Here is a 15,487-nt window from a genome sequence, read left to right as displayed (position 1 = left end):
CAACTCAGAAACCGAAGGGTTTCAGGCAATATTGCCGCAGATACTACCTTATCTGGCGAGTTGAGTCACAAAGAAAAAGGGCCGCTTATGCGGCCCTTTCCGGGTTATTTGTTCAGCTTAATGACCTGCTTCACGTCGATTTCAAAATCGTTCCACTCTTTATCGACCTTGCCCTGGATTTCCACTTTATCCTGAGGAGTGACGGTCACGCCGTTCCAGCGCTTGTGGTCAATTTCTACGTTCACCGTGCCGGTCTCATCGCGGAAGGTGTAACGGTCATCAGACAGGCGCTGGGTGATGTTCCCGCGCAGCTTCACCCAGCTGTCGTCCTTCATCTCTTTCACCTTCACCGCGGTGGTGAGGTTAGCGTCGTTATCGACAAAACCGCCTGCCTGCGTTTGGGTCTGGGTCTGTGCGGCAGACGGGCCGTTAAATCCGCCCTGCGCGGCAAAAACGGGGGCAGTGGTCATCATCATGATGGCGGCAATAGCAGCGAATTTTTTCATATTAACTCTCCCTTTAATCTGGTTTCGCAGTCCATTAAACAGGGTAATCCTTAACAACTTCTTAAGGGAAAAATTTATTTATTATTGCTGTACAGCAGGCGCTTACAGAGGGTTTACTGACGGCATCAAGGAGGGAACATGCGCATTTTACTGGTAGAAGACGACAGGTTAATCGGTGACGGTATCAAGGCGGGGTTAAGCAAAATGGGCTTTAGCGTGGACTGGTTTACCGACGGTAAAACCGGTCAGGCCGCGCTCGCTTCTGCGCCCTATGATGCCGTGGTGCTGGATCTGACGCTGCCGGAAATCGACGGTCTGGAGATCCTGCGCGCGTGGCGCGAAAGCGGGCGCAGCGAGCCGGTATTGATCCTGACCGCGCGGGATGCGCTTAACCAGCGCGTGGAAGGGCTGCGTCTTGGCGCGGATGATTATCTCTGCAAGCCGTTCGCGCTGATTGAAGTGGGTGCCCGCCTTGAGGCGCTGGTCCGCCGCAGCCACGGCCAGACGCATAGCGAGCTACGCCACGGCAAGGTCACGCTCGATCCGACCCGACTCGTCGCCACGCTGGACGGTGAGCCGCTGACGCTGAAGCCGAAAGAGTTCGCGCTGCTGGAGCTGTTAATGCGTAACGCGGGCCGGGTGCTGCCGCGAAAGCTTATCGAGGAAAAACTGTATACCTGGGACGACGACGTCTCCAGCAACGCCATCGAAGTGCACGTTCATCATCTGCGCCGCAAGCTTGGCAGCGAGTTTATCCGCACCGTGCACGGCATCGGCTATATCCTGGGTGACGCATGAAGCTGACGCAACGCCTGAGCCTGAAGCTGCGCCTGACGCTCCTTTTTTTAGCGCTTTCCCTGACGGCATGGTTTGCCGCCAGCCTGGTGGCCTGGCAGCAGACCACCCACAAGCTGGATAAGCTCTTCGACACGCAGCAGATGCTGTTTGCCAAACGGCTGCTGACGATGGATCTTGACGAGATCCGCGCCCCCGAACGCATGCGCGAGATCCCCAAAAAAGTGAAGCATGGCCGTCTCGATGACGACGCGCTGGCTTTCGCCATTTACAGCGTCGAGGGCAAAATGCTGCTGAACGACGGCGAGAACGGGCGCGATATTCCGTACCACTATCGCCGCGACGGGTTTGATAACGGGCAGCTCCAGGACGACAACGACGAATGGCGTTTCCTGTGGCTGACCTCACCCGACGGGAAGTACCGCGTGGTGGTCGGTCAGGAGTGGGAGTACCGCCAGGATATGGCGCTGGACGTGGTCAGCTCGCAGCTGACCCCCTGGCTGGTGGCGCTGCCCGTGATGTTGCTGCTGCTGGTTCTCCTCCTCAGTCGGGAGCTGAAGCCACTGAAAAAGCTGGCACAGACCCTGCGCTCCCGCTCGCCGGACGCCACAGATAACCTGCCGACGGAGGGCGTACCAACAGAAGTACGCCCCCTGCTCGACGCGCTGAATCATCTCTTCGCGCGCACCCAGGAGATGATGACCCGCGAGCGCCGCTTTACGTCCGATGCGGCCCACGAGCTGCGCAGCCCGCTGGCGGCCCTGAAGGTACAAACTGACGTGGCGCAGCTCTCTCATGACGATCCGCAGGCGCGGGAAAAGGCGCTGATGCAACTGCATGCGGGAATCGACCGCGCTTCCCGGCTGGTGGACCAGCTCCTCACGCTGTCGCGTCTGGATACGCTGGACAACCTGGACGATGTCGAACCTATAACGCTTGCCGATCTACTGCAGTCGGCGGTGCTGGATATCTGGCATCCGGCGCAGCAGGCGGGCATTGATGTTCGCCTGAATATCCATGCACCAGAGGTTACACGTACGGGCCAGCCGCTGCTCCTGAGCCTGCTGGTGCGCAACCTGCTGGATAACGCGATTCGCTACAGCCCGCACGGCAGCGTGGTGGACGTGACGCTGGACGCGCGTAGCTTTAGCGTGCGCGACAACGGTCCCGGCATTTCACCGGACGCGCTGGCGCGCATCGGCGAGCGCTTTTATCGTCCGCCGGGTCAGGATGCGACGGGCAGCGGGCTGGGATTATCCATCGTAAAACGCATCGCCGCGCTGCACGGGATGCGCGTCTCGCTGAGCAATGCCCCTGAAGGTGGTTTTGAAGCGAAGGTCAGCTGGTAAGGAATTATTGCGTTTAATGCAAAAGACTTTGCACATTTTGCTCATTTTTCCGCTCCGTCCTCGCGCGTAGAATACCCGGCATACTCTCATCGTCGAGGACAAAAAATGAGCAACATTCTGATTATTAACGGTGCAAAAGAATTTGCGCACTCTAAAGGCCAGCTGAATGACACCCTGACCGAGGTCGCGGACGGTTTCCTGCGCGACGCCGGGCATGATGTTAAGGTCGTGCGTGCAGACAGCAACTACGACGTGAAAGCCGAAGTGCAGAACTTCCTGTGGGCTGACGTGGTGATCTGGCAGATGCCAGGCTGGTGGATGGGCGCGCCGTGGACCGTGAAAAAATACATGGACGACGTGTTCACCGAAGGTCACGGCTCACTGTATGCCAGCGATGGCCGCACCCGCTCTGACGCGTCCAAAAAATACGGTTCAGGCGGTCTGATTCAGGGCAAAAAATATATGCTGTCACTGACCTGGAACGCGCCGCTGGAAGCCTTCACCGAGAAAGATCAGTTCTTCGAAGGCGTGGGCGTGGACGGTGCGTATCTGCCGTTCCACAAGGCGAATCAGTTCCTGGGCATGGATCCGCTGCCGACCTTTATCGTCAACGACGTGATTAAAATGCCTGATGTCCCGAGCTATATCGCAGAATATCGCAAGCATCTCGCGGAAATTTTTGCTTAACTGGTAGCCTGGAATTAAAGGAGTAGTAAACATGCTTACCGTTATCGCAGAAATCCGTACTCGTCCAGGTCAACATCACCGCCAGGCGGTGCTGGATCAGTTCGCGAAAATCATCCCGACCGTACTGAAAGAAGAAGGCTGCCACGGCTACGCGCCGATGGTGGATGCCGCCACTGACGCCAGCTTCCAGGCGACCGCGCCGGACTCGATCATCATGGTTGAGCAGTGGGAAACCGTCGCGCATCTTGAAGCGCACCTGCAGACCCCGCACATGAAAGCGTGGAGCGACGCGGTGAAGGGTGACGTGCTGGAAACCCACATCCGCATTCTGGAGCAAGGGGTTTAAGTTCGTGGAATTTGCCGGGTGGCACTGCGTTTACCCGGCCTACAAAACCTGAACCGTAGGCCCGGTAAGCGCTAGCGCCACCGGGCTTTGTTGTTTTTAGCTGCTTTTCTTCCCCGGCTTTAACCCGCGATGTAGCTCGTTGATGCGCTTCATTGACTTAATGGTGCGCTGCGGCTCGGTGGAAGCGACGGATAAAATGATCATCTCCAGACACAGCAGCACCGTGCCATGGAGCGGGATTTTGCCCTTTTCGCCGCCGCGCGGAACGTGGATCACCACGCTGGCCTCCTTACTGAAGCGCGAATCAAGGGCGTTGGTCAGCAGGATGGTGGGAATGCCCAGTCGTTTTGCTTCACGCAGGGTGGTTTGCCCCTCCCGGTGCGCGGATTTCTGCGCCATCATCACCAGCACGTCGCCGCGCTGAAGCGCAATCAGCTGTTCGGCAAGCCCGATCCCGGTACGGTTGAGCGGCGTGGCGGGTAATCCCATACGGCTGAACAGCCTGGCGGTGTACTCGGCCAGAATGCCGGAGGCCCCAATACCAAATATGGCGACCTGCCTCGCCTGCGCCAGCAGAGAGACCGCCTGCGCCATCGCGTAGCGGTTGTGGGGCTCGGATAACACCTCGCAGGTGTGCTGATGCCCCTCAAGCACGAAATCAATGCTCGCGTTAACGTCGCTGGCGAGCGTGTTCACCGTGGTGGACATCTTTTCGCTGGAGGTGACCACTGGGCCAAACCACTGCTCCAGCGTCTGCTTGAGATCGCGCAGCCCGGCGAACCCCAGCGCCTGAATGGCGCGGACTACCGTGGCATCCGAGGTTTTCAATACGGCGGCAATCTCCATGGCGGTCTGCTCCATCACCGCTTCGCGGTTGTCATGGATATAGCGTGCGACCTGCAGCAGACGCGGCGTCAGCTGATGCGCCCGCGAGCGGAATCGCTCACCGTAAACATCGACTCTTCGGATCACCGTGACGCCTCCGGGAGCGGACGCCCGGCAATCTGCGACTGCACCTGCGCGGCCATCAGCCCTAATGACGCGAACGAATTCGAGATCGCCTCTTCACGCGAGATCAGCACGTAGTGCCCGGTTCGGCAGGCATTCAGGAACTGACACCAGCCCGGCATGACCGCATCCATCGCCGCCAGCTCGTCCTGCGGTTTACCGCCCGTATCCCCGCGCCAGGTGGCGAAGACGAAATCGGCATCCAGCTCCGGCAGGCGCTCGGCGCTGACGTCAATCCGCCCCCCTTCCGGGATGGACTCAATCAGTGGCGGGAATTTGAATCCGGCGTCGCGCAGCACGCGACCCAGCGAGTGGTAGCTGTGCATGGCGTTGATTTTCCCCTGATTAGCCTGAATCACCGACACAGTGATTTTGCGCGTGTCGATGGTCGCCTTCAGCGCCTTGATTTGTTCCTGATAGCGGCGTTCCAGAGTGTTTAGCCTTGCCTGCGTGCCCGTGAGCTGCGCCAGCTTGCGGTAGATTTCCGGCGCGCCGCCGTCGAGATGATCGATGCTCACCGTCGGGGCAATTTTTTCCAGCTGTTCCACCGGGGTGTTGCGCGTCGGCTCGGTGATAATCAGGTCAGGCTTTGCGGCGGCGATGGCCTCTATGTCGATATCGGCCGTGCCGATAAATTTGATATCGGAATTATCGAAGTCGACGCCGGTCAACATGCCGCTGGAGCGCAGAAAGTGGCTGCCGTCCGGCCGCGTGCGGCCATGGCTCGCCACCGGCGGCACGCCAAGTTCAATCAGCGGAATGGTGATATCCAGATCGTGTAATGAAACAATCCGCTTCGGATGAACCGGCACAACGACCTTACGTCCCAAATCGTCGGTAAATACCTGCGTCTGCTCCGCCGCGCTCACCGCGAACCCCACCAGCAACAGCATCGAAAACAGTACGCGCATCATAGTCCCCTAAAATCTGTCCCGACGCTGCCAGAGCAGCAGCAGGAAAAACGGTCCGCCAATCAATGAAATTACAATCCCCGCCGGCAGCTGCAGCGGGAGGAATGCCAGACGTCCGACGTTATCCGCCAGCAGCACCAGCAGCGCGCCCAGCACGGCGCTTCCCGTCAGGAGCGCGGTTTGCCCACCGCGCAGCAGCAGGCGCGCCATGTGCGGAGCAATCAGCCCCACGAAGCCAATACTGCCCACGCAGGAGACGCAGGCCGCCGTCAGCACCACCGGGGCGAGAACCCGCAGCAGCGCCAGCCGGGTTGTGCGCACGCCAAGACCTGCGGCGGCCTGATTGCCAAGCAACGCCACGTCCGCGGCCCGGGCGGTAAACAGCAGCAGCGCAAACGCGGGAGCCGTCCAGAGCGCGGCCAGCCCTACCAGCGTCCAGTTGGCCGCGTGCAGGCTTCCCGCCAGCCACAGCATCGCCGTCTGCACGTCGCGCACGTCGGCGGTGGTGATAAAGACGCCCATTGCCGCGGCAAACGCCCACGACACGCCGATGCCGATCAGGATGAATCGCGGGCGCGAGATATCGCGCGCCAGGGCGATAACCAGCAGCGCGGTGAGCAGCCCACCGGCCATGCCGACCAGCGGACGCCAGGCCAGGCCCAGCGCCGGGAACTGAAAAATCAACAGCAGTACCGCCGCGCTACAGCCCTCCTTTACGCCGATAAGCCCGGGGTCAGCCAGACCGTTGCGGGTGATGGACTGCATTGCCGCCCCTGCCATGCCGAGCATGGCGCCGCACAGTATCGCCATCAGCAGGCGCGGCAGGCGGATGTCCAACACGACGTAGCGCGTCTCGGCCGTCAGACTTTCAGGCGAAAAAAGCGCGCGCCCGATGGCAGAGGCGGGAATGGGTAGAGAACCGTGCGTCAGGCCAAAGCCCAGCAGACTTAGCGCCGCCAGCGCGAAAAGCGACAGGTACGCCAGCGCCTTCGGACGAACCAGCGCCGACAGGTAGCCAACGCGGATCGCGCGGAGTCCGGCCCGGTTCATTTGAACATCCTCGACGCCATAAAGATGAACACGGGCGCGCCGACCAGGGCCGTCATGATGCCGGTTGCCAGCTCCCAGGGAGTAAACAGCGTGCGGGCAGCGATGTCCGCCAGCAGCAGCACCAGCGCGCCGCACAGGGCCGACAGCGGCACCATGACGCGTAAATCGACCGACACCAGACGGCGGATGAGCTGCGGCACCACAAGGCCGATAAAGCCAATCGGCCCGGCGACAGAGACGGCCGCGCCGCAGAGCAGCGCGATGGCCAGCAGGGCGAGCAGGCGGGTTTTCAGCAGCGACACGCCAAGCCCCTGGGCCATCCGGTCTCCCAGCGCCAGCATGTTGAGCGAGGGCGACAGCCCGATAGCGAGAACAAAACCGGCTGCTGCCGCCCACAGGGCGCTCTGAAGCATCTGCGCGTTGACTCCGGCGATATCACCCGCCAGCCAGGTGCGCATGGCGAGCAGCGTCTGTTCATCGAGGAGTAACACCGCGGCGGTAATCGATGAGGCAAACGCCGACATCGCCACGCCGCACAGCGTGACCTTCATCGGCGTGAGCCCGGTGCGACCGGACGAGGAAAACATCAGCACCAGCAAAAATAGCGCGGCGGCACCGGCGGCGGCAATCAGCGGGCGACCAAACGGCAGCGACAGCCCAAGCGCGCTGGTAATCACTACCGCCAGCGCGGCCCCGGCGTTGAGCCCCAGAATATGCGGCTCGCCGAGCGGGTTGCGGATCACGGACTGTAGCAGCACACCCGCCACGCCGAGCGCGGCGCCAGTCACCATTGCGGCGCAGAGGCGCAGCAGTCGTAGTCTGATGATGATGTTATGGTCGAAATTGCGCGGGTCGAAATGAAAGAATGCCTCCACCACCGTCTGCGGGGCGATAAAACGTGCGCCGATGCCCAGATGCATAATCGCGCCCAGTGCCAGCAGCAATGTAAAAATCAGGAAGGCCAGAGAAGCACGCATCATGGCTGTTCGATGCTCTGGCGAAACGGCATAAAGAACGGCTTGCCGGTCAACGGGTTTAGGGACATATGCACGTCCACATCAAACACCGCTTTGATCAGCTCCGGCGTGCAGGCATCGCCCTCATGCAATACGCCCTCAACTTTTCCCTGGCGTAAAAAGACCAGCGAATCGCCGTAGTTCACGGCGAAGTTGAGATCGTGCAGCACCACCACCACCGTACGCCCGTGCTGGCGGGTCAGGGCGTGCAGCAGCTCCAGGATCTCCACCTGGTAGCGGAGATCGAGATACGTCGTCGGCTCGTCAAGCAGGATATACGGCGTTTGCTGCGCCAGCGCCATGGCGATCCAGCAGCGCTGACGCTGGCCGCCGGACAAGCTTTCCACCGGCATATGGGCAAACTCTGCCGTGCCGGTCAGCCGCAGGGCCTCTTCCACCGCCAGTTCGTCCTCGTCGCTCCACTGACGCATAAAGTTCTGCCAGGGAAAACGCCCGCGCGAGACAAGCTCAAAGACGGTCAACCCTTCCGGCAGCAGCGGAGACTGCGGGAGAATGCCAAGCTGACGGGCGACCGCTTTGGTGGGCTGCTCATGAATGGCTTTACCGTCCAGCAGCGCGGTTCCCCCCAGCGGCTGCAGCAGCCGCGCGATAGTGCTCAACAGCGTGGATTTTCCACAGCCGTTCGCCCCTACCAGCACCGTCATTTTCTGCTGAGGGATGGCAAGAGAGATATCATCAACGATGATTTTTTTCTGATAGCCCGCAGAGAGGTTCTCCAGAACCAGACCCGGTTTGTGTGTGTTGTGAGCCACGTGAACGCCAACGTAATGAAAAAACAACAAATAAAAATAAAACTCATTCTCTTTTGAGAGTTTGACGCTGCGCCATGTAGTAGTCAAGCGAAGAAACACCCTGAAAAAATCAGGGGTAAGCCAGAGTAAAGATGAATGCATTAAGGTTTATAAAAATATTAATTTCAATAAGTTAATTAACATCCCTCTGCGCTTATCCGCACGTTTAAACGCTGTAGTCGATTTTTTCTTTTTTCCATTTACTACTACATCCCTGCATGGTTGAATGATTCTCAATTACATGTCCGATGCCACTTCCGGCTAACGGACAGACCGTAAAGGGCAATGACTCACACAGTTTGCCGCGAACGCATTCGCGGTATATTTCGGGATAACAGATGTAATGGCTACGTTCACACCTTCACTCTCTGGGGTAAAAGGGCGCGCGCTCTTTTCACTGCTGTTTATGGCGCCGCTGGCGCAGGCAGCAGACACCACCGCGGCTAAAGACGGCGAAACGCTTACCGTCACCGCCGATCCAAATACTGCAGCGGAAGCCACCAACGGCTATCAGCCGCTGAATACCTCCACCGCGACGTTAACCACCATGCCGATGCTGGATATCCCGCAGGTGGTCAATACCGTCAGCGATAACGTGCTGGAGGATCAGCACGCCACCACGCTGGATGAGGCGCTCTATAACGTCAGCAACGTGGTGCAGACCAACACCCTGGGCGGTACGCAGGATGCCTTTGTGCGCCGCGGGTTTGGCGCGAACCGCGACGGCTCGATCATGACCAACGGCCTGCGCACCGTCCTGCCGCGCAGCTTCAATGCCGCCACCGAGCGCGTGGAGGTGCTGAAAGGTCCGGCCTCGACCCTGTACGGCATTCTCGATCCGGGCGGCCTGATCAACGTCGTCACCAAAAGCCCGGAGAAAATCTTCGGCGGCTCGATTTCTGCCACCTCTTCCAGCTTTGGCGGCGGCACCGGACAGGTCGATGTTACCGGCCCGATTGACGGCACGCGCCTGGCGTATCGCCTCACGGGCGAATATCAGGACGAGGATTACTGGCGTAATTTCGGCAACGAACGCAGCACCTTTATCGCCCCATCCCTCACCTGGTTCGGCGATGATGCCACCGTGACCGTGCTCTATTCGCATCGTGACTATAAGACGCCGTTCGATCGCGGAACGATCTTCGATCTCAATACCAAGAAAGCCGTCGACGTCGATCGCAAAACCCGCTTCGATGAGCCGTTTAACGTGACCGACGGCCAGTCCGATCTCGCTCAGCTCAACGCGGAATATCGCCTCAACAGCCAGTGGACCGCGAAGTTTGACTACAGCTACAGCCAGGACAAATACAGCGATAACCAGGCCCGCGTGATGGCCTACGATTCAAAAACCGGCAACCTGACCCGCCGCGTGGATGCGACCCAGGGCTCGACCCAGCGCATGCACAGCACCCGTGCGGATCTGCAGGGGAATGTCGATATTGCGGGCTTTTACAATGAGATCCTGACCGGCGTGTCGTATGAGAATTACGATCTGCTGCGCACGGACATGATGCGCTGTAAAAACGTGAAGGATTTCAATATCTATCACCCGACGTATGGCAATCTCGGCAAATGCACCACCGTGTCGGCGTCCGACAGCGACCAGACGCTCAAACAGGAAAGCTACTCTGCGTACGCGCAGGATGCCCTGTACCTGACTGATAAGTGGATCGCCGTCGCCGGGATGCGCTATCAGTATTACACCCAGTACGCGGGCAAAGGCCGTCCGTTCAACGTCAACACCGACAGCCGCGACGAACAGTGGACGCCGAAGCTGGGGCTGGTCTATAAGCTCACGCCATCCGTCTCGCTGTTTGCCAACTACTCGCAAACGTTTATGCCGCAGTCGTCCATTGCGAGCTACATCGGCGACCTGCCGCCGGAAACGTCGAATGCTTACGAAGTGGGCGCAAAATTCGACCTGTTCGACGGGGTTACCGCCAATATCGCGCTGTTTGATATTCACAAACGCAACGTGCTGTATAACGAAAGCGTGGGGGGTGAAACCATCGCCAAAACGGCGGGCCGCGTGCGCTCCCAGGGCGTGGAGGTAGATCTTGCCGGATCGCTGACCGAGAACACCAATATCATCGCCAGCTATGGCTATACCGACGCTAAGGTGCTGGAAGACCCGGACTATGCGGGCAAACCGCTGCCGAACGTGCCGCGCCATACCGGCTCCCTGTTCCTGACCTACGATATTCACAATGCGTTTGCCGGGAATACCCTGACGCTGGGCGGCGGCGGTCACGGCGTAAGCCGTCGTTCCGCAACCAACGGTGCGGATTACTATCTGCCGGGCTATTTCGTGGCGGATGCGTTTGCGGCGTATAAGATGAAGCTGCAGTATCCGGTGACGCTGCAGGTGAACGTGAAAAACCTGTTTGATAAGACCTACTACACCTCATCTATCGCCACCAACAATCTGGGTAATCAGATTGGCGATCCGCGCGAAGTGCAGCTGACGGTGAAGATGGAGTTTTGACGTAAAAAAGCCCGGTGGCGCTAACGCTTACCGGGCCTACGATCCATTCCCTCTCCCTGTGGGAGAGGGTTAGGGTGAGGGCATCAGGCCTCAATATCCGCCATATCGCCTTTCTCCTGCAGCCAGTTACGACGGTCTTCCGAACGTTTCTTGGCAAGGAGCATATCCATCATGGCGTTTGTCTGCTGTTCGTCTTCGTCGCTGATCGTCAGCTGCACCAGACGGCGCGTGTTCGGATCCAGCGTCGTTTCGCGCAGCTGCATCGGGTTCATCTCGCCCAGCCCTTTAAAGCGCTGCACGTTAGGCTTGCCCTTCTTACGCTTCAGCTGTTCCAGCACGCCCGCTTTCTCTTCTTCCGTCAGCGCGTAGTAAACCTCTTTGCCGAGGTCGATACGGTACAGCGGCGGCAGCGCGACGTGGACGTGACCGTTTTTCACCAGCGTGCGGAAGTGCTTCACAAACAGCGCGCACAGCAGCGTGGCGATGTGCAGACCATCGGAGTCCGCATCCGCGAGGATACAGATCTTGCCGTAGCGCAGCTGGCTCAGATCGTCGCTGTCCGGATCGATGCCGATCGCGACCGAGATATCGTGGACTTCCTGCGAGGCCAGCACTTCATCAGACGAGACTTCCCAGGTGTTCAGGATCTTACCCTTGAGCGGCATGATCGCCTGATATTCACGATCGCGCGCCTGCTTGGCCGACCCGCCCGCCGAGTCCCCTTCCACGAGGAACAGCTCGGTACGGTTGAGATCCTGCGCGGTACAGTCCGCCAGCTTGCCCGGCAGCGCAGGGCCGCTGGTCAGCTTTTTACGCACCACTTTCTTGGCGGCGCGCAGACGACGCTGGGCGCTGGAAATGGCCATTTCAGCCAGCATCTCTGCCGCCTGAACGTTCTGGTTCAGCCACAGGGTAAATGCATCTTTCACCACGCCGGAAACGAACGCCGCGCACTGACGTGACGACAGGCGCTCTTTGGTCTGACCGGCAAACTGCGGATCCTGCATCTTCACGGAGAGCACGTAGGCACAGCGATCCCAGATATCTTCCGCCGACAGCTTCACGCCGCGCGGCAGGATGTTACGGTATTCGCAGAACTCACGCATCGCATCCAGCAGGCCCTGACGCAGGCCGTTGACGTGCGTACCGCCCAGCATGGTTGGGATCAGGTTAACGTAGCTTTCGGTCAGCAGCTCGCCGCCTTCCGGTAGCCACAGCAGCGCCCAGTCCACCGCTTCGGTGTCGCCGGTGAAATTGCCGACGAACGGTTTTTCCGGCAGCGTCGGCAGGCCGTTTACCGCTTCGCACAGATAGTCATTAAGGCCATCTTCGTAGCGCCAGGTCTGCTCGGTGTTGTTGACGTTATCCTTAAAGGTAATTTCCACGCCCGGGCACAGCACCGCTTTGGCTTTCAGCAGGTGCGTCAGGCGGGAAACGGAAAAGCGCGGACTGTCGAAGAAGCTTTCGTCAGGCCAGAAGTGAACGCTGGTGCCGGTGTTGCGTTTGCCGCACGTGCCGACAATCTGCAGATCCTGCACCTTCTCGCCGTTCTCAAACGCGATGTTGTACACCTGACCGTCGCGACGGACGTTCACTTCCACGCGTTTTGACAGGGCGTTGACGACGGAAATCCCCACGCCGTGCAGGCCGCCGGAGAACTGGTAGTTTTTGTTGGAGAACTTGCCGCCCGCATGCAGACGACAGAGGATCAGCTCAACGGCCGGGACGCCCTCTTCCGGGTGGATATCCACCGGCATGCCGCGCCCGTCGTCAATGACTTCCAGCGACTGATCGGCGTGCAGGATGACGTCAACGCGTTTGGCATGGCCCGCCAGCGCTTCGTCCACACTGTTATCAATAACTTCCTGGCCCAGATGGTTTGGGCGCGTCGTATCGGTGTACATCCCCGGGCGGCGGCGAACCGGCTCAAGCCCGGTGAGGACCTCAATGGCATCAGCGTTATAGGTTTGCGTCATGATTTAAACTAGCAATTCGCATTGATTGTCAGTGGCTGTGCAGTCCAAGAAAATCGACAATCTGGGTGAAATGATTCTCAAAGCCCGTGAAAGCATGGTTTCCGCCCTCTTCTATTGTCTGGCGGCAGGAGGCGTAATACGCCACTGCCTGGCGGTAATCCAGCACTTCATCTCCCGTCTGCTGCAGCAGCCAGATGAGATCCGGCGCCTCGAGCGGGTCGACCTGCATAACTTTGAGATCGTAAATATGGCGTGACTCTAGCACATATTGCTGGCCCGTGTAGGGGTTCTCGTTTTCGCCAAGAAAGTCCCGCAGCAGCTCAAATGGCCGAACCGCCGGATTAACCACAACGGCGGGCAGCATAAAGCATTGCGAGAGCCAGGTGGCGTAATACCCGCCCAGGGATGAACCGACCACACCGAAGGTTTCGCCGCCGTGCGCAAGCACAATGGATTCCAGCATCTCCGCGGCTTCTGCCGGGTAAGGCGGCAGCTGAGGGATAATCATCTCAACGTCGGGGTGATGCTCGCTCAGCCACTGGCGAAACTGTGTCGCTTTTGCGGAGCGTGGCGAGCTGTTGAATCCGTGCAGATAAAGGAGCGTAGACATCAATAGCCTTCTGAAGCGGTATCCGGGCGGAATTTTGCACCGGTCAAACGGCAGACTTCCGTGGTCAGCGTGCCGTCGGCATGCAGTTCCAGCCAGCGCCAGCCTGGCGCGATGGTATCCAGCGTAAAGTTGGCGCAGTGCGGCTTAAACTGAACGCAGGTCGACGGCGTCGCCAGCATGCGGCGCCCGTTCCAGTCGAGATCCTGTTCCTGGTGAATATGCCCACACAGCAGATTTTTCACCCGCGGGAATTTCGCCAGCACGCGATCCAGCGCCGCGGAGTTGCGCAGGCTGTGCTGATCGAGCCAGCTGCAGCCCGCCGGCAGAGGATGATGATGAAGCAACAGCAGCGTGTGGCGTTCCGGTTCAGCAGCCAGTTTGGTCTCAAGCCAGTCGAGCTGAAACTCGCTTAACTCACCGTGCGGGACGCCAAACACCTGGCTGTCCAGCAGCAGGATCTGCCACTGTTCACCCGCAAAAACACATTTCGCCGGAGAAATTCCCGCATCCTGAAGAGAACTGTACATGGCGGGCTGGAAGTCATGGTTTCCCGGCAGCCAGACGCAAGGCACGCTAAAGCTCGCGATGCCTTCAGCAAAATGCTGGTAGGCCGCGGAAGATTGGTCCTGCGCCAGATCGCCCGTTGCGACAATCAGATCGCATGCACGGTTTTCAGCGTGAATGGCGCTCAGTACCGCCTGATAACTCTCCCAGGTATTCACCCCCAGCAGCGTTTCATGCTTTTCGGCAAAAAGGTGGGTATCGGTGATTTGTAATATCCTGACTGGCGCCCCACCAGCAACAGTCAGGTTCAACAGGCTTTCCAAATGGTGTCCTTAGGTAGGTTTATGACGCTAACAAACCGGAATCGCCATTGCTCCATGTGCTAAACAATATCTTAGCCAGTCGGCTAAAAACTGGTTAATTTGATGCTTTTCGTCGCGTTGATGCAACTTTTTATTCGGGTAATCATACCGCGCCTTGAAGCGAAAGATCTGCTGGCTTGAACACACTTCAGCGACCATCGCGTCGTGATAGAGGCGTACCGTCATCGACGGCAGGCTCCAGTAGCTAATGCTGGGTGCCGTTTGCTCAATCTCCACCAGCGTAGTGTAGCGCGTTGATTCTGTTATCGTTAATCGATACTGCGCGTTGCTCACCTGATAGCTTACCGTTTCGCCGGGTGCGTCGTTTTTCGGCAGCAGGCGGCGCAATTGTGCGAAATTGGTTTCGCACAGGCGCATCATTTCTGGGAAGTCAGGCGTATAGCGCTTCATTTTTTCCACTCGTTTCGTAATGTCTGATAATGCAGCTGTAGCCATTGCAGGGCGATGACAGACGCTGCGTTGTCGATTTTCCCCTCTTCTACCCACTGATAAGCCTGTTCCCGGCTTACCACATGAACCCGAATATCTTCGTTTTCATCAGCCAGACCGTGAATGCCTTCTGCGGTCGTGGCGTCCACTTCGCCCACCATTATGGATAAGCGTTCGCTGGTGCCTCCCGGGCTTGCCAGATAGCTCAGCACCGGTTTGGTTCGGCCAACCACCAGCCCCGCCTCTTCCAGCGCCTCGCGCCGGGCGACGTCCTCGACCGACTCGCCTTCTTCGATCATCCCGGCCACCATCTCCAGCAGCCACGGGCTCTCACTGACGTCATAAGCGGCGATGCGGATCTGCTCCACCAGCACAACTTCGTCACGCACTGGGTCAAAGGGTAGCAAGACTGCCGCATGCCCGCGCTCAAAAATTTCGCGTCTGATTTCGCCGCTCATTTCCCCGTTAAACAGGCGATGCCTGAAACGGTAAAGATCCATTGAAAAAAAACCGCTATAAAGCGTTTCTCGTGCAATAATTTCTACATCGTTTTTGGCGAAAGTCACGGGCAACTTATCTGGTTTTTGCATGAGTCGAGTCCTGGTAGCAATGGTGATGAA

At 58.7% G+C, this 15,487-nt stretch carries 16 protein-coding genes; 5 read left to right on the top strand and 11 right to left on the bottom strand.

Annotated features, from left to right (window positions below):
- Positions 1 to 104: 104 nt before the first annotated feature.
- A complete protein-coding gene (locus AC0TN7_RS13565; protein WP_023344926.1) occupies positions 105 to 506 on the bottom strand; it encodes a YgiW/YdeI family stress tolerance OB fold protein in 402 nt (133 codons plus the stop codon).
- A gap of 138 nt (positions 507 to 644) precedes the next feature.
- On the opposite strand from AC0TN7_RS13565, the gene qseB reads away from it, so the two are divergent.
- From qseB to AC0TN7_RS13545, 4 genes are all read left to right on the top strand, one after another.
- Positions 645 to 1,304 (top strand): quorum sensing response regulator transcription factor QseB, encoded by a 660-nt coding sequence (gene qseB / locus AC0TN7_RS13560; RefSeq protein WP_090418686.1) that lies wholly within the window; start codon positions 645 to 647, stop codon positions 1,302 to 1,304.
- On the top strand, positions 1,301 to 2,650 hold the full coding sequence (gene qseC / locus AC0TN7_RS13555) for a quorum sensing histidine kinase QseC (RefSeq protein ID WP_267217267.1): 1,350 nt from the start codon (positions 1,301 to 1,303) through the stop codon (positions 2,648 to 2,650). Before qseB ends, qseC begins: the two co-directional genes overlap by 4 nt.
- Positions 2,651 to 2,755: 105 nt before the next feature.
- On the top strand, positions 2,756 to 3,337 hold the full coding sequence (locus tag AC0TN7_RS13550; RefSeq protein ID WP_047650114.1) for an NAD(P)H-dependent oxidoreductase: 582 nt from the start codon (positions 2,756 to 2,758) through the stop codon (positions 3,335 to 3,337).
- Positions 3,338 to 3,368: 31 nt separating this feature from the next.
- Entirely contained in the window at positions 3,369 to 3,683 is a 315-nt protein-coding gene (locus AC0TN7_RS13545) for a putative quinol monooxygenase (protein ID WP_032640570.1), read from the top strand.
- Between the two features lie 96 nt (positions 3,684 to 3,779).
- On the opposite strand, the gene AC0TN7_RS13540 is transcribed toward AC0TN7_RS13545, so the two are convergent.
- The 5 genes from AC0TN7_RS13540 to AC0TN7_RS13520 are packed head-to-tail and all read right to left on the bottom strand — an operon-like array spanning position 3,780 to position 8,441.
- Positions 3,780 to 4,655: a MurR/RpiR family transcriptional regulator gene (locus AC0TN7_RS13540; protein WP_048990494.1), complete on the bottom strand. Its 876-nt coding sequence runs from the start codon at positions 4,653 to 4,655 to the stop codon at positions 3,780 to 3,782.
- Entirely contained in the window at positions 4,652 to 5,602 is a 951-nt protein-coding gene (locus tag AC0TN7_RS13535; protein WP_473702202.1) for an iron-siderophore ABC transporter substrate-binding protein, read from the bottom strand. The genes AC0TN7_RS13540 and AC0TN7_RS13535 overlap by 4 nt, the downstream gene beginning before the upstream one ends.
- A 9-nt stretch (positions 5,603 to 5,611) precedes the next feature.
- Positions 5,612 to 6,652, bottom strand: a complete 1,041-nt coding sequence (locus tag AC0TN7_RS13530; protein ID WP_048990497.1) for a FecCD family ABC transporter permease — start codon at positions 6,650 to 6,652, stop codon at positions 5,612 to 5,614.
- Entirely contained in the window at positions 6,649 to 7,632 is a 984-nt protein-coding gene (locus AC0TN7_RS13525) for a FecCD family ABC transporter permease (protein ID WP_473702201.1), read from the bottom strand. Before AC0TN7_RS13525 ends, AC0TN7_RS13530 begins: the two co-directional genes overlap by 4 nt.
- Complete coding sequence (locus AC0TN7_RS13520; RefSeq protein WP_024906496.1) at positions 7,629 to 8,441, bottom strand: ABC transporter ATP-binding protein; 813 nt, start codon at positions 8,439 to 8,441, stop codon at positions 7,629 to 7,631. The genes AC0TN7_RS13525 and AC0TN7_RS13520 overlap by 4 nt, the downstream gene beginning before the upstream one ends.
- Before the next feature lie 382 nt (positions 8,442 to 8,823).
- Between AC0TN7_RS13520 and AC0TN7_RS13515 the strand changes: the two genes are divergently transcribed.
- The gene (locus AC0TN7_RS13515) at positions 8,824 to 10,965 is read left to right on the top strand and encodes a TonB-dependent siderophore receptor (RefSeq protein WP_417927753.1); all 2,142 of its coding nucleotides are present in this window, start codon (positions 8,824 to 8,826) and stop codon (positions 10,963 to 10,965) included.
- Positions 10,966 to 11,048: 83 nt separating this feature from the next.
- Here the strand turns inward: AC0TN7_RS13515 and parE are convergent, their stop codons facing one another.
- The 5 genes from parE to nudF are packed head-to-tail and all read right to left on the bottom strand — an operon-like array spanning position 11,049 to position 15,457.
- The gene (gene parE / locus AC0TN7_RS13510; RefSeq protein ID WP_024906494.1) at positions 11,049 to 12,941 is read right to left on the bottom strand and encodes a DNA topoisomerase IV subunit B; all 1,893 of its coding nucleotides are present in this window, start codon (positions 12,939 to 12,941) and stop codon (positions 11,049 to 11,051) included.
- A 28-nt stretch (positions 12,942 to 12,969) separates the two neighbouring features.
- Positions 12,970 to 13,551: an esterase YqiA gene (gene yqiA / locus AC0TN7_RS13505; protein ID WP_008502976.1), complete on the bottom strand. Its 582-nt coding sequence runs from the start codon at positions 13,549 to 13,551 to the stop codon at positions 12,970 to 12,972.
- Positions 13,551 to 14,378, bottom strand: a complete 828-nt coding sequence (gene cpdA / locus AC0TN7_RS13500; RefSeq protein WP_024906493.1) for a 3',5'-cyclic-AMP phosphodiesterase — start codon at positions 14,376 to 14,378, stop codon at positions 13,551 to 13,553. The genes yqiA and cpdA overlap by 1 nt, the downstream gene beginning before the upstream one ends.
- 27 nt (positions 14,379 to 14,405) lie before the next feature.
- Complete coding sequence (locus AC0TN7_RS13495) at positions 14,406 to 14,828, bottom strand: DUF1249 family protein (protein ID WP_014833293.1); 423 nt, start codon at positions 14,826 to 14,828, stop codon at positions 14,406 to 14,408.
- Positions 14,825 to 15,457 (bottom strand): ADP-ribose diphosphatase, encoded by a 633-nt coding sequence (gene nudF / locus AC0TN7_RS13490; protein ID WP_024906492.1) that lies wholly within the window; start codon positions 15,455 to 15,457, stop codon positions 14,825 to 14,827. The genes AC0TN7_RS13495 and nudF overlap by 4 nt, the downstream gene beginning before the upstream one ends.
- Positions 15,458 to 15,487 lie beyond the last annotated feature (30 nt).

The sequence above is a fragment of the Enterobacter sp. PL_is511 genome (genome assembly GCF_055816065.1).
The sequence above is the reverse complement of the archived record's forward strand: the minus strand, read 5'-3'. Positions and strand labels throughout refer to the sequence as shown.

What these genes read in the sequence shown, in the direction of transcription:
- nudF (WP_024906492.1), bottom strand. Translation starts at nt 15,457, where the DNA reads ATGCAAAAACCAGATAAGTTGCCCGTGACTTTCGCCAAAAACGATGTA.
- qseB (WP_090418686.1), top strand. Translation starts at nt 645, where the DNA reads ATGCGCATTTTACTGGTAGAAGACGACAGGTTAATCGGTGACGGTATC.
- qseC (WP_267217267.1), top strand. Translation starts at nt 1,301, where the DNA reads ATGAAGCTGACGCAACGCCTGAGCCTGAAGCTGCGCCTGACGCTCCTT.
- AC0TN7_RS13525 (WP_473702201.1), bottom strand. Translation starts at nt 7,632, where the DNA reads ATGATGCGTGCTTCTCTGGCCTTCCTGATTTTTACATTGCTGCTGGCA.
- AC0TN7_RS13515 (WP_417927753.1), top strand. Translation starts at nt 8,824, where the DNA reads ATGGCTACGTTCACACCTTCACTCTCTGGGGTAAAAGGGCGCGCGCTC.
- AC0TN7_RS13565 (WP_023344926.1), bottom strand. Translation starts at nt 506, where the DNA reads ATGAAAAAATTCGCTGCTATTGCCGCCATCATGATGATGACCACTGCC.
- AC0TN7_RS13550 (WP_047650114.1), top strand. Translation starts at nt 2,756, where the DNA reads ATGAGCAACATTCTGATTATTAACGGTGCAAAAGAATTTGCGCACTCT.
- parE (WP_024906494.1), bottom strand. Translation starts at nt 12,941, where the DNA reads ATGACGCAAACCTATAACGCTGATGCCATTGAGGTCCTCACCGGGCTT.
- AC0TN7_RS13495 (WP_014833293.1), bottom strand. Translation starts at nt 14,828, where the DNA reads ATGAAGCGCTATACGCCTGACTTCCCAGAAATGATGCGCCTGTGCGAA.
- yqiA (WP_008502976.1), bottom strand. Translation starts at nt 13,551, where the DNA reads ATGTCTACGCTCCTTTATCTGCACGGATTCAACAGCTCGCCACGCTCC.
- AC0TN7_RS13545 (WP_032640570.1), top strand. Translation starts at nt 3,369, where the DNA reads ATGCTTACCGTTATCGCAGAAATCCGTACTCGTCCAGGTCAACATCAC.
- AC0TN7_RS13535 (WP_473702202.1), bottom strand. Translation starts at nt 5,602, where the DNA reads ATGCGCGTACTGTTTTCGATGCTGTTGCTGGTGGGGTTCGCGGTGAGC.
- AC0TN7_RS13530 (WP_048990497.1), bottom strand. Translation starts at nt 6,652, where the DNA reads ATGAACCGGGCCGGACTCCGCGCGATCCGCGTTGGCTACCTGTCGGCG.